This is a genomic window from Butyricimonas muris (assembly GCF_046365375.1).
In the GTDB taxonomy this organism is placed as follows: Bacteria; Bacteroidota; Bacteroidia; order Bacteroidales; family Marinifilaceae; genus Butyricimonas; species Butyricimonas muris.
Genome location: NZ_JBKEIT010000006.1, coordinates 209,598 through 223,272, shown reverse-complemented (window position 1 = coordinate 223,272; position 13,675 = coordinate 209,598). Strand labels below are relative to the sequence as shown.

13 protein-coding genes are annotated in these 13,675 nt (G+C 47.5%); 7 read left to right on the top strand and 6 right to left on the bottom strand.

The features are described from left to right. Positions 1–8: 8 nt before the first annotated feature. Positions 9–1,238, bottom strand: a complete 1,230-nt coding sequence (locus ACK8P8_RS11890; protein WP_410025913.1) for an ABC transporter permease — start codon at positions 1,236–1,238, stop codon at positions 9–11. A gap of 529 nt (positions 1,239–1,767) precedes the next feature. Here ACK8P8_RS11890 and ACK8P8_RS11885 point away from each other — a divergent pair. From ACK8P8_RS11885 to ACK8P8_RS11865, 5 genes are all read left to right on the top strand, one after another. Continuing rightward, positions 1,768–3,081 carry a pyridoxal phosphate-dependent aminotransferase gene (locus tag ACK8P8_RS11885; RefSeq protein WP_099289950.1) on the top strand — a complete coding sequence of 438 codons (1,314 nt, stop codon included), beginning with the start codon at positions 1,768–1,770 and terminating at the stop codon, positions 3,079–3,081. A gap of 244 nt (positions 3,082–3,325) precedes the next feature. Further along, positions 3,326–3,553, top strand: coding sequence for a 4Fe-4S binding protein (locus tag ACK8P8_RS11880; protein ID WP_099289949.1), 228 nt, complete (start codon positions 3,326–3,328; stop codon positions 3,551–3,553). Positions 3,554–3,571: 18 nt separating this feature from the next. After that, positions 3,572–4,660, top strand: a complete 1,089-nt coding sequence (locus ACK8P8_RS11875; protein ID WP_099289948.1) for a 3-methyl-2-oxobutanoate dehydrogenase subunit VorB — start codon at positions 3,572–3,574, stop codon at positions 4,658–4,660. Between the two features lie 3 nt (positions 4,661–4,663). After that, on the top strand, positions 4,664–5,431 hold the full coding sequence (locus ACK8P8_RS11870; protein WP_186977320.1) for a thiamine pyrophosphate-dependent enzyme: 768 nt from the start codon (positions 4,664–4,666) through the stop codon (positions 5,429–5,431). A gap of 153 nt (positions 5,432–5,584) precedes the next feature. After that, entirely contained in the window at positions 5,585–6,136 is a 552-nt protein-coding gene (locus tag ACK8P8_RS11865) for a 2-oxoacid:ferredoxin oxidoreductase subunit gamma family protein (RefSeq protein WP_099289946.1), read from the top strand. Positions 6,137–6,175: 39 nt separating this feature from the next. Here ACK8P8_RS11865 and ACK8P8_RS11860 read toward each other — a convergent pair whose 3' ends face one another. Both ACK8P8_RS11860 and ACK8P8_RS11855 read right to left on the bottom strand, forming a co-directional pair. Then, positions 6,176–7,801, bottom strand: coding sequence for a sodium/sugar symporter (locus ACK8P8_RS11860; RefSeq protein WP_410025912.1), 1,626 nt, complete (start codon positions 7,799–7,801; stop codon positions 6,176–6,178). Positions 7,802–7,826: 25 nt separating this feature from the next. Continuing rightward, positions 7,827–8,981 carry a galactokinase gene (locus tag ACK8P8_RS11855; protein ID WP_410025911.1) on the bottom strand — a complete coding sequence of 385 codons (1,155 nt, stop codon included), beginning with the start codon at positions 8,979–8,981 and terminating at the stop codon, positions 7,827–7,829. A 170-nt stretch (positions 8,982–9,151) separates the two neighbouring features. Here ACK8P8_RS11855 and ACK8P8_RS11850 point away from each other — a divergent pair, with 170 nt between their 5' ends. Both ACK8P8_RS11850 and ACK8P8_RS11845 read left to right on the top strand, forming a co-directional pair. Continuing rightward, positions 9,152–10,138 carry an aldose epimerase family protein gene (locus tag ACK8P8_RS11850; protein WP_410025910.1) on the top strand — a complete coding sequence of 329 codons (987 nt, stop codon included), beginning with the start codon at positions 9,152–9,154 and terminating at the stop codon, positions 10,136–10,138. 15 nt (positions 10,139–10,153) lie between these two features. Next, positions 10,154–10,600: a hypothetical protein gene (locus ACK8P8_RS11845; RefSeq protein ID WP_186977329.1), complete on the top strand. Its 447-nt coding sequence runs from the start codon at positions 10,154–10,156 to the stop codon at positions 10,598–10,600. Here the strand turns inward: ACK8P8_RS11845 and ACK8P8_RS11840 are convergent. Genes ACK8P8_RS11840 through ACK8P8_RS11830 form a run of 3 tightly spaced genes read right to left on the bottom strand, consistent with a single transcriptional unit; the run spans position 10,572 to position 13,626 of the window. Beyond that, on the bottom strand, positions 10,572–11,063 hold the full coding sequence (locus ACK8P8_RS11840; RefSeq protein WP_369860541.1) for a TolC family protein: 492 nt from the start codon (positions 11,061–11,063) through the stop codon (positions 10,572–10,574). The genes ACK8P8_RS11845 and ACK8P8_RS11840 overlap by 29 nt on opposite strands. 8 nt (positions 11,064–11,071) lie before the next feature. Then, entirely contained in the window at positions 11,072–12,610 is a 1,539-nt protein-coding gene (locus tag ACK8P8_RS11835; protein WP_186977333.1) for a DHA2 family efflux MFS transporter permease subunit, read from the bottom strand. Further along, positions 12,607–13,626 carry an HlyD family secretion protein gene (locus ACK8P8_RS11830; protein WP_303181443.1) on the bottom strand — a complete coding sequence of 340 codons (1,020 nt, stop codon included), beginning with the start codon at positions 13,624–13,626 and terminating at the stop codon, positions 12,607–12,609. Before ACK8P8_RS11830 ends, ACK8P8_RS11835 begins: the two co-directional genes overlap by 4 nt. Positions 13,627–13,675 lie beyond the last annotated feature (49 nt).

The following is a 13,675-nucleotide window of genomic DNA, read 5'->3' as shown; positions in this document are numbered from 1 at the left end:
ATAATATCTCACTCAAATTTTATCGCCTTCACCGGACTGATCTTGGAAATCAGCATCGTGGGAATCACCAGCATCAGCACCGTCACGGCTATCACTCCCGCGTTCAACAAAATCACGTACCCGATACTGAAATTAACAGGCACTGTATCCATGTAATAAGTCACCGGATCAAGATGTATCACGTTAAAAGCCGCCTGTACACCTGCCAGCACAAATGCCAACACGTTGCCCCACAACATCCCTCGGGCAATCAACCCGGCTGAAATATAAAGGAACAACTTACGCAAAGATACATTTTTGTATCCCAACGCTTTCATGATACCGATAAATGTTGTCTTATCCAATATTAAAATCAACAGGCCGGATACCATATTAAATCCCGCCACCGTCACGATTAGAATCAAAATCACCCACACGTTCATGTTCAACAACGCCAGCCAGTCAAAAATCTGCGGTGCCTCGTCGGCAAGCGTCCGCACCTCGCAATACCACCCCAGCTCGTCAAGCAAGTCGTCCACCTTCTCCGCCATTTCATTCACCTGTTCCACGTCGTCCAACTCCACGGCAATCTTTGACACCTCTCCCGCTTTCCAACCGTTCAAACGAGCCAGATGCCGGACATCCGCCACGACCATCACGTCGTCATACTCCTTGAACCCGGTGTCGTATATACCCGCTACCGTGAACACCCGTGCCCGAGGCGGTTCCTGCACGAAATGCGACGTCACCCGGTCGCCCAACCCCAAGCCTAGCATGGAAGCGACAGAGCGGGAAATCAATATGTCATTCGAGGTCGTCTCCGTTGAAAAATCCGGAAACATCCCCTCCTTCAAATTCCGTTGAAAAAAAGCCGCATCATAACCCGCGTCCACCCCTTTCAGCACTATCCCGTGAATCTCCTCCTTGCTCTTGAATATAGCGGGCTTCTCGATATACCCGTACACGTCCTTCACCCCCTCAACCCGTTTCAATTCCGTCATCAGCGTGTCCGCCCCCCGGATAACCCCCTCATCTCCCGTTGAACCGGGCATAAAAGGCAGCACGTTCAGATGCGCGGTGAAACCCGATAACTTTTCCGTGATCTCCTGCTTGAACCCGGTGATAATGAACAACGACAACAACATCACGCACAATCCCAACGCAATACCCACGATAGCGATCTTCACGATCGGCACCGACACGGACTTCATCGCGTCCCCTTTCAACAACCTACGCGCAATATACCATTCCAGATTCATAACAATTGAAAATTGAAAATTGAAAATTGAAAATGAAGCCAAAACCCATATCAATATTTCAATCTTCCGGTTTTTGATTACGCGAAACTACGAAAACAATAACAGATTTAAAAACTTACCCGGATTATTTACCAAGGCGAAACCCTTTAGCGTGGGTTGACCTATCTCCACGAGTGGGTTTCAAGCGGGTTTTAGGCGGTTGACTAAAGACTTCGCCTGATGTTCGCCTGATATTCGCCCGCACCTAGCCCACGTTTTAACGAAAAATATGCAAATTTAACTTGACAAAAAATCCGACCATTCTTACCGAAAAAGAATCTGACGACAGGAAAAACAGGGGAATCGGGAGATGCCAAGGGTTGATCACCCCCCTTTCTACACGAGCTATCCGGTTATTTTGATTTCAGAATCAAACTAAATTACTCCGATGGCTTCAAATTTAAAACGATTTCGGGATATTAAATGACAATTTTTTATTAAACTCGCGTACACGCTAAAAGAATGAGAATAAATCATATAAAATATAATCATGCAGAATAATCTAATTGACAAACAAATCGTTGACCGGAAGCTGGAAGCGTGCGGGATCCGTGACATGGAAGATGCCACGATACGCGACATCGTGAAAGTTGTAAACATGGTTGAAGCCGAATGCGGGGAAAAATTCATCCGCATGGAAATGGGTGTACCGGGATTGGCACCCTCGAAGATCGGTATTGACGCCGAAATAGAGGCTTTACGTGCCGGATGTGCCCAATTCTATCCCATGCTGGAAGGACACAAGGAATTCAAGGAAGAAGGTTCCAAGTTCGTGAAAAACTTCATGGACATTGACATCAAACCGGAAGGCATCATTCCCACGGTGGGTTCCATGCAAGCCTGTTTCGCCGCCTTTATGGCAGTGACCGAATGCAAGAAGGGAAAAGACACCGTGCTCTTCATCGATCCCGGCTTTCCCGTGCAGAAAACACAGATGCAAGTCATCGGTAAACCGTTCGAGTCATTCGACGTGTACAACTACCGCGGGGAAAAACTCCGGGAGAAACTGGAAGAACACCTCTCCAAGGGAAATATTTCCGCCATCCTGTACAGCAACCCGAACAACCCGGCGTGGATTTGCTTCACGGACGAAGAGTTGAAAATTATCGGGGAACTCGCCACCAAGTATGACGTGATCGTGCTGGAAGACCTCGCTTACTTCGCCATGGACTTCCGCCGTGATCTTTCCGTACCGGGCAAGGCCCCGTTCCAAGCCACAGTCGGCAAATACACGGACAACTATATCGTGATGATCTCCGGTTCGAAATTATTCAGCTACGCGGGACAACGTCTGGGTATCATGTGTATTTCCGACGCCCTTTACAACCGCAAGTACGACAACCTGCACGACCGTTTCGGGGGAATGGGTACACTCGGGTACACGATTGTAAACCGCATCATCTATACCCTGTCATCCGGAACCACCCACTCCTGCCAGTACGCCATGGCTGCAATACTGAAAGCTGCCAACGAGGGGCGCATCAACATCCTCGACGGGGTACGGGAATACGCCGAGCGGGCTAACGCCATGAAAACACTCTTTACAAAATACGGTTTCGAGATCGTGTACGATCGGGATCTGGAGGAACCGATTGCCGACGGATTCTACTTCACGCTGATTTACCCGGGGTTCTCCGGTGGCGAGTTGGCAAAAGCAATCCTGTATTATGGCATATCCGCGATACCGTTGCGGGATACCGGCTCAAAAAAACAAGGTTTGCGCGCTTGCGTATCCCAAACGGGACTCGAACGCATGCCCGACCTAGAAGACCGGTTGAAACGTTTCGCCGCGGACCACAAATAATTGAAAATGGAGAATTGAAAATTGAAAATGATTCGCTGAAACGCCCCTCTCATTTTCAACTTTCAATTTTCAATTGATTCAAGCCTTGAAAGAAAACAATTTCGGGATAAAAGCAAAACAATGTTAAAATGGCAATAAACTATTTCAAGATTCAATTTAAGTTTGTAATTTTATCCCGTAAATGCGTTACAAACTAAAAGAGAAATAGAGAATTTATTTATAAATCATAACCTATTATTCAATTATGGCAAAATTTAGAGGCGCTGTCGTCGTTGACAAAGAAAAATGTAAAGGATGCAACCTTTGCGTGGTCGCGTGTCCTACCAAAACTCTTGCTTTGGCAAAAGAGGTAAACGGTAAAGGATACAACTACTCCGAGATGGTAAATCCGGAAGCATGTATTGGATGTGCCAGCTGTGCGCTGGTATGCCCTGACTCGGTAATTACCGTTTACAAAATGAATGTAGAATAAGAATAAAAACTACCAAAAATGGCAGAAGTAAAATTAATGAAAGGGAATGAGGTAATAGCCGAGGCCGCAATCCGTTGCGGATGTGACGCATACTACGGTTATCCTATTACCCCGCAATCCGAAGTCATGGAAACTCTCATGGCACGCAAACCGTGGGAGGAAACAGGAATGGTTGTGTTGCAGGCCGAGAGTGAATTGGCCTCCATCAACATGGTATACGGTGCCGCCGCTTGCGGTAAAAAAGCTATGACATCTTCATCCAGCCCCGGTATGTCGCTAATGCAAGAAGCACTCACGTACTTGGCAGGAGCCGAGTTACCGTGTCTGGTCGTGAACGTTGTACGCGGAGGCCCAGGATTGGGAACCATCCAACCGGCACAGAGTGACTATTTCCAAGCAACCAAAGGTGGTGGTCATGGTGACTATCACTTGATCGTGCTTGCTCCCGCTTCCGTGCAAGAAATGAATGATTTCGTGGGTCTTGGATTTGACCTCGCTTTCAAATATCGCAATCCCGCCATGATCCTTGCCGACGGTGTTATCGGACAGATGATGGAAAAAGTTCAATTGAGCGAACCCAAAGCTCGCTGGACAGAGGAAGAGATCGAAAAAATGTCCGATAGTTGGGCATTGACCGGAAAGAAACCGCATCGTTACCACAACACGGTTACTTCTCTTGAACTTGACTCTTACAAACAAGAAAAGTTCAACCACAAACTTCAGGCTAAATACAAGGAAATGGAAGAGAACGACGTTCGCTTCGAGGAGATCCAATGCGAGGATGCAGACTACCTGCTCGTGGCTTACGGATCAGCTTCCCGTATTTGCCAAAAGGCCGTACAACTGTGTCGTGAAAAAGGAATCAAAGTGGGTATCCTTCGCCCGATCACGCTTTATCCTTTCCCGAAAAAAGAAGTGGCTCGCTTGTCAAAACAAGTTAAAGGTATCTTGACTGTAGAGATGAGTGCCGGACAAATGATTGAAGACGTTCGATTGAACGTGGCAAACCATGACATCCCGGTAGAACACTACGGACGTTTCGGGGGTGTGATCCCGACACCGGAAGAGATCGTTGAAGCACTTGAAAAACAAATTATAGGAGCATAAGCTATGTCAGTAGAATTAAAAGATATAATAAAAGAGGAGAATATTGTTTACAAGAAAACTCCCGTGCTTACCGACAACGTGATGCACTACTGCCCGGGATGTTCCCATGGCGTGGTTCACAAAATCTTGGCGGAAGTGATCGAAGAAATGGGTATTCAGGACAAGACCATCGGTGTATCTCCGGTAGGATGTTCCGTGCTCGCTTACAATTATTTGGACATTGACTGGGCGGAAGCAGCTCACGGTCGCGCACCTGCCGTTGCTACCGGAATCAGCCGCATTCACCCGGATCGTTACGTGTTCACGTACCAAGGTGACGGTGACTTGGCATCTATCGGATGCGGGGAAATCATGCACGCTTGCAACCGTGGTGAAAACATCGTGGTGATCTTTATCAACAACGCTATCTATGGTATGACCGGGGGACAAATGGCACCGACCACCCTTCTGGGACAGGTTACCGCTACCACTCCTTACGGACGTGACGCCAAGTTGAACGGATTCCCGATGAAATTGACCGAATTACTCGCTCAATTGGACGGAACTTGCTATGTAACCCGTCAGTCGGTACATACCCCGGCTAACGTGCGCAAAGCAAAAGCCGCTATCCGCAAGGCATTCGAGAATACCCGGAAAGAAAAAGGTACTTCTTTCGTGGAAATCGTCGGTACTTGTAACTCCGGTTGGAAAATGACCCCGGTTGACGCCAACAAGTGGATGGTTGACAACATGTTCCCGAAATACCAGTTAGGAGACATCAAAGATAATTGAAAATGCAGAATTGAAAATTGAAAATGAATATCCTTCAACTTTCAATTTTCAATCGCAGTTTACAAATTAGACGAATTAAAACAATAACAAGAAACTTGAAGATTGTCAATCATCATTTTCAATTTTCAATTTTCAATTTTCAATTTACTAATTATGACAGAAGAAATCATTATAGCAGGATTCGGTGGGCAAGGAGTTCTTTCCATGGGAAAAATTCTCGCTTACTCCGGAATTATGCAAGATCAAGAGGTGGCATGGATGCCGTCTTACGGTCCTGAAATGCGCGGTGGTACTGCCAACGTAACCGTCATCCTGAGTGACGAGCGCATCAGCTCCCCGATCTTAACCAAATATGATACTGCCATCATTCTTAACCAACAATCAATGGATAAGTTTGAGAGCATGGTAAAACCCGGTGGTGTCTTGATCTACGACCCGAACGGTATTACCCACAATCCCACAAGAAAAGATATCAACATCTACAAAATCGAGGGAACAGCCATCGCGGCTGAAAAAGGTAACCCGAAAGTATTCAACATGATCGTTCTCGGTGGCTTCTTGAAAGTAAAACCGATCGTGAAATTGGATAACGTGGAAAAAGGGTTAGCAAAATCATTGCCCGCCCGTCACCACAAGATGATCCCGATGAACATCGAGGCTATTCAAATGGGAATGGACAACGTTGAAGTTGTAAACCAACTATAAAAACAAAGCCCCGCTCCGGCGGGGCTTTTTAATTCTCTCCTACCAGCACAACGTATATATCACCGCCAAAAGAATACAGATAATATAGGCACAGATATTAAATACTTTATCTGTTTTGAATAACTCGGAAGTCAACACCAAGCCTTTCGGGTCATCGTCGGTTTCACAGGTTGCCAGACTAACCATACCGATTGTTACCATCGTCAACAGGAAGGTGTACATCATCTGGTCGAGGAATGGCATTTGTATCGGCAAGAATTTCAGCAACAACGCTACCGGGATAGAAACCAGCACCCCGATAATGGCTCCCCGGTTGGTCGTTTTCTTCCAAAACAATCCCATCAGGAACACTGCCAAAATACCGGGGCTCACCAATCCCGTGTACTCTTGAATATACACAAACATCTGATCGAAATTCGCCATCAAAGGAGCGATAAAACCGGCTATAATCAAAGCCGCGGCAGCAGTTAACCGTCCCACGTTTACCAACTTCTTGTGGGAAGCACCGTGATTTATGTAAGGTTTATAAATATCCATCGTGAAAATGGTAGACGTGGAATTTAACATGGAAGCCAACGAAGACACGATCGCCGCCGCCAAAGCCGCGAGAACCAATCCTTTTAATCCCGTGGGAACGAAAGTTCCGATCAGCCACGGGTAAGCCTTGTCATTACCACCCGTCATCTCGAACATCGCCGTTACCGAGGAATCTTTTGTCTCCGTGTACATCACGAAAGCCACGATGCCCGGAACAACCACTATCAATGGAACGATCAATTTCAAGAATGCCGCGAAAGCTATTCCCCTCTGGGCTTCCTTTAATGACTTCGCCGCCAGTGTACGCTGGATGATATATTGATTGAACCCCCAGTAATACAAATTCGCTACCCACAGACCTCCTACCAGAACGGCGATTCCGGGCAAGTTCTTAAATTCCGGGTTATCCTTGGAAATAATCATGTGAAACTTGTCCTCTGCCGTATCCACCACGTGCTTGAAGCCTTCCACCACTCCACCGCCGGGCAACACGTTATCCAAGGCAATCAAAGTTGTAATCACACCGCCGATAATCAATAAAGCGACTTGAATCACATCCGTCCAAGCCACTGCCGACAGTCCCCCGTATATGGAATAAGCGGCCGCCACGAAAGCAAGGCACACGATGGAAGGGATAAACAAGTCCCCGTTGCCCGTACCGATAATCGTGTCTATCGCTTTTGCCCCGAGAAAAAGCACGGATGTCAAGTTGACGAAAACAAACAAAGCAATCCAAAAAACGGCAAGTATCGTTTTCAAATTCTTGGAAAAACGCTTCTCCACGAACTCCGGGATGGTGTATAACCCTTGCTTGATAAAAACAGGCAGGAAAAACTTACCCACGATAATCAACGTCAAGGCGGCCATAAACTCGTAGGAAGCAATAGCCAACCCCACGGCAAAGCCCGAACCGGACATCCCGATAAACTGCTCGGCAGAGATATTAGCCGCTATCAGAGAAGCCCCGATAGCCCACCACGGCAATGATTTACTAGCGAGGAAATAATCCTCCGTTGTCTTTTGTACGCCTTTCTTTCCCCTCGAAACCCACAAACCCACGGCAATAATCATAACGGCATATAGCCCGAAAATGAGATAATCCCAGAATTCAAAATTCGTGTTCAACATCTTTCCAATTATTTAGGTTTGTACTTTAGTAAACTTTCCGCACCCCGTCGCCGATATCCGCCACGTAGAACTCGGCATTCAAACCGATCTTGTCATGGTAAATCCCGGCAAGCCTCTCGATAAAATCCTGCACGTTATCCTCTTGCACAAGGCTCACCGTGCAACCGCCGAAACCGCCGCCCGTGATACGGGAACCCAACACACCGGGCAGTTTCTGCCCCTCTTCCGCCAGAGTATCCATCTCCCTGCCGGTGACCTCGTAATCCTCTTTCAACGAACGATGCGAGTCGTTCATCAATTGCCCGAAGCGAGTCAGATCACCTTTTTGGAGCACCTCGATCGCCTCGTTTACCCGTTCGTTTTCCGTCACGGCGTGACGAGCCCTTCTATACACCGTATCGTTCGGCATAAGATACGCCAGTTTCTCGAATGTCACGGGACTGAGATCGCAAAGGTGAGCGGTTTTCACTTCCCGGTTGATAGCCGCCAACGCTTGTTCGCACTCGCTTCTCCGTTCGTTATATTTGGAAGTCACCAAATCGTGATTCTTGTTCGAGTTGGTGATCACCAATTTGTAGCCGTTAATATTCAAGGGTATCAAATCGTAATCCAACGTGGCACAATCCAGCGCGATGGCATGTTCCTTCTTTCCCATTCCCACGGCAAACTGGTCCATAATCCCGCAATTCATCCCCACGAAATCGTTTTCCGCGTGCTGGGACATTTTTACCAGCTCGACCGTGTCTAAATTCGCTCCCAGCAGATCATTCAGCATATACGCCGTCACCACCTCCATCGAGGCGGAAGAAGAGAGCCCCGCACCACCGGGAATATCCCCGAAATACAATATATCGAAACCCCACGGGTTGAATCCCCGGTTCGCAAATTCTTTCATGACGCCCAAGGGATATTTCACCCACTCGTTCGGTTTACCCGTGAAAGCACTTTCATCCAGCACGCCCTGATACGGCAGATTCATACTGGCAAAACCGCTTTTACGATCACCCCGACGGGCAACCGATAAATAAGTCCCGAAACTCAAGGCACAAGGGAACACCCGTCCCCCGTTATAATCAATATGTTCTCCGATCAGATTCACCCGTCCGGGGGCAAAATAAAGATGTTCCGCCTTTCCCCCGTATATCTCTTGAAATCCCTGTTCCAACACGCTTGTATCCATGGTGTAGAATTTAAAATTTAGAGTTTAAAACGACACGTAACAAGAGCTTTGACAGCTTTTGCACGACCATTGTTTACAAAGTTAAAGTATTTTCTTTAAAATTTTGACGGTACATGAATGAAAATCGTCGTCTATTGCTTACTTTTATGACTCGATAAAAATCACGAACCATGAAACTGAAAGAATATATCTTGAAAAATGAGTGCCTTGAGATTCATGTCTGTAACCTCGGCGGAATCATCAAAAATCTATTTGTCCGTGATTGCAAATGGAAGCAGACGGACGTCGTACTCGGGTTCGATACTGTCGAACAATACGCCGAGCCCGCATACCTGAATAATTACCCGTATTTCGGCGCACTTATCGGACGCTATGGTAACCGGATAAAAGATGCCGCTTTTGAAATAAACGGGCAAACATTCTCTTTAGATAAAAACGACAACGGGAATTGCCTGCATAGCGGTTCGGCAGGATTTGACAAGCGAATTTGGGATGTCGAGCAACCGGATGACGAACACTTGCTCCTTCGCCTTACCGATCAAGACGGAGAGGGAGGTTTCCCCGGGACATTGGATGTCACCGTACGGTACTCGATAGAACAAAACGTGTTTCGGGTCATTCACGAGGCAACCTGCGACAAAGCCACCCACGTGAACCTCACGCAACATCCTTACTTCAACCTCAAACCGGATGACGAGAATATAGGAAATCACGAGTTGCACCTGTATTCCCAACGCTATCTCGAAACAACTCCCGATTTGATTCCCACGGGCAATATCCTCCCTGCAGAAAACAAGTACGCTTTCAATTTCAACAAACCGCTTTTCCTTGCTTTACAGGAAGACGGGTTGGACGCTTGCTACGTGTACGGGGACCTCGGTGTACCGCAACTCATGGCTGAATTGTCCCACCCGAAGAACGGGATCACGCTCACCATTCTATCCGACTACCCCGGACTGCAAGTATATACCGGCAAACACATCAACGTGCCAAACGGTAAAAACGGTAAACATTACGGGGCTTATTCGGGCATTGCCCTAGAAACACAAATGTTCCCCGACAGTCCTCATCATCCCTCGTTCCCCGCGACATTACTCAAGCCGGGCGAGGTGTATCGTCATAAAACGGTTTACTCGTTCAACTGCTTTAACGTATAAGAAAAACATACAACTATGAAAACAGCTATTACATCTATTCTGGTTTTACTTTCTCTATTAACTTTTGGTGAAAACAAATGGACATTTACCGCCAAGGATAAAAAAGTTATAGAGAAAGCGGTTTCTGAAATCCCGGACTCCACTCGTCAACGTTTTGAAAAACGATATAAAGACTGGAAACATGCTTGCGATACAAATCACAGAGTAAAATTAAGCAGCCGCTCTGATGCTTCCAAAGAAGTTGAAGAATATAAAACCTTGATAAAAATGGGTGACATCATCCTTCCACTGCTAATACAAAAAATGAGTGAAGATATTAGCAGAAATTTCTTTGACTTAGTCCCGTACAACGAACTGCAAAAAAATACAGACTTAAAAATAAACGCGCTCATGTCCGAACAGGACAAGGCATACCAGACGGTATTATTCTGGATTATGGATAGATTATCTTCCTCCCGATAGCTACCATCAACTGGTAGTACATGAGCGTGTAATTGATTTTTTCCTGTTCCAATTGCAGTTTGGTATTCGTGACATTGGTAGAACTGGTTAGCAATTCGAGATTCGTGATCGCGCCTTCCCGATAATTCACTTCCGCTTGGCGATAGGCTTCCTCCGCCACCTTTACTTGGAGTGCAAGCAATTCTATTTTCGTTCTGCTGGAATGAAGGTCGTTATAACAGGCGACTATCTCGTTTTCCACTTGTTTTTCCAACAGACGGATAGCCGCATCGGCTTGAGCCGTGCGGGACTGACCGATGATTTTTTCACTCCGGCGGTTACCGCCATCGTAAATGGGAATGCGCAAAGTAACACCCGCAGTATAATTCATCTTCAAGCGGTCAAGATGGGGCTGATAACCGTTTTTAGCTCCTGCCTGAAAAACAGCCGACAACATTACAATAACAGATAATATACGTCTCATATAATCATTCATTTTGTTTTCAAAAAGAACATGGGAATAATCGCGAGTATCGTGATCACGAATGCCACGTAGAATACATCGTTGATCCCGCTGATATACGCCTCCATATCCACGTGTTCGAGAATATATTCTTTCGCGTAACTGACCGACTCGGAATGTCCTAATCCCCCGTTAGAGGCAAAAAAACGGGCTAACCCGTCAACCGTGTTCGAATAGGTCTGCCCCGTGTAAGCTATCGCCTCGTGATAGCGTTCCGTGTGATAAGTCTGTCGTTGAGTCAACAAGTGACTGAACATCGCCACGCCGAAACTTCCCCCGATTTGCCGCACGATATTCGTGACACTCGATGCCTGTGCCATCTGCCGGTTGCCGATTTGCCGGAATGACACGTTCAGCAAAGGGGGATAGAGGATACCCAACCCGACACCCCGCAAATAAAGACTCACCATAATATACCATTTGTCCGTGAGAAAGGAAAACGAGTAGTTCATGTAGAAACTGCTACACAGGAGTATCAGCCCGGTCATAATCACAATCTTGGGATTCACCCACCGCGTCATATTTCCCGCCATGGGCGACGCCACCGCCTGCAGGAATCCCACGGGCAAAAAGAATAACCCGGTCTGGTAAGCCGAATACCCCAGTGAATCCTGCATGTACAAGGGTATCAAGAAAGTACTCCCAAACATCCCGATACCGAAAATAAACACGATCAAGTTCGCCAACGAGAAATTATGATCCTTGAATATCTTCAAGTTAATCATGGGATTCTTCACGGTCAGTTCCGTGTAAAGAAACAACACGAAACTCACGACCGCCACCCACATACACCCCAACACAAGGGGACTGGACCACCCTTTCGTGTTCGTGCTCGACGTCACCTCCGACAACCCGTACAGGAATACCGGCAGAAAGATCGCCGAAGTGATAAACCCGGGAATATCAAATTTTTTGCTCACTCCCGTCTTGTACTCCCGTTGCACGATCAGCGTGTATATAATACTGAATATCCCGATAGGTATATTCACGAAAAAGATATAATTCCAGTTCAGGTTATCCACGAGATATCCCCCGATAAGCGGCCCGAACGAAACGGACGCCGCCGAAGCTATCGCCCAAAAACCGAGTGCCATCCCCCGTTGCTCAACGGGAAAAACGGTCGTCACGACCGCCATACCCACGGGCATCAGCAACCCGCCTCCCACGCCTTGGATAATACGCCAGAACACGAGTTCCCCGATCGCCGTGGAATTCCCGCACATGAACGAACCGACGGTAAAGACCACCAACGAGAAAACAAAGATGCGCTTGTACCCGAAACGGTCAGACAACCACCCCGCCGCCGGAAGTATCGTTGCCATGGAGAGCATATACCCCGTGAGAATCCACTCGGCACTATTCATCGAAGCCCCGAGCGTACCCATAATCACGGGCAGTCCCGTGTTGACCACCGTCGAATCGAGTACTGCCATAAAGGTGGTAAGCATCACGTTAAGCAACACGAGCCATTTATAACTTCCTCCCCCGGCAACAGCAGTTTCGCTCATTCCTTCACGATTTTAACGGTTGCCGACATTCCCGATACCAGTTTGACCCGGGCTTTCTGCCCGTCGTCCCCCTCCACCTTGTCAATAGAAATCTTCAGAGGAATACGCTGCGTCACTTTCGTGAAATTACCGGAAGCGTTATTCGGCGGCACGAGAGCGAACTCCGACGCCGTATTATCCCCGATATAATACACCCGCCCCTCGAAAGTCAGTTTGTCGTAAGCGTCCAGCGTGAATTGGGCTTTTTGTCCCAAGTATATCTCTTTAAACTTCGTCTCTTCAAGATAAACCGCCACCCAGATATCCGTTCCCCGGTTCAAGGTAAACGCCGTCTGTCCCGCCTCGAGCATATCCCCCGGCAACACCCACCTCTTGCCGACGATTCCGTCAGCGGGAGCCAACACCCGATAGTATCCCAACTCCGCACGTGCCGAGGCAATCGTCGCCTCCACGGCACGTATCGCGGCCTCCGCGGCTTTTAATTCCGCCTCGACCGCGGGAAAACGGTCACGAGCTATCTCTGTCTGCAATTTCGAAGCTTTCCATGCCTGTTCCACGTCTTGATATTTCTCGAGCGGAATCACGTTACGCTCGTACTGCGCCTTCGCCCGTTGATAATTCTCGAGGTTCAACTGTTCGGTCAACCGGGCAATATTCAACTCTTTACGAGCCGTCACGAGGCTCACCCGCCGTGAGGCAAGTTGAGCCAATTGCTGTTCTCTTTGCGCTTCTGCTTGACTTACGCGAGCCAAAGCAACGCTATCGTCAAGAGTCAGCAGCAGATCTCCTTGCCGCACGGTATCCCCCTCCATCACGTACAAGCGGGTCACCTGCCCCATCACCTGTGACGAAACACCGATCCGGTACGTGTCGAGATTCGCGTCATCCGTGCTAATATACTTCCTGTAATTCAGCCACCATAGAACAACAGCAACAATGGCCACGATAATAAAAATAATCAAGAATATAATTTTCTTCTTCTCTCCTTTCTTGGAGACTCCTACTGCATCTGCCATATATCGTATTTAGTTTAGTTAGAATACCTCATATAAACGTAGGGCAAAT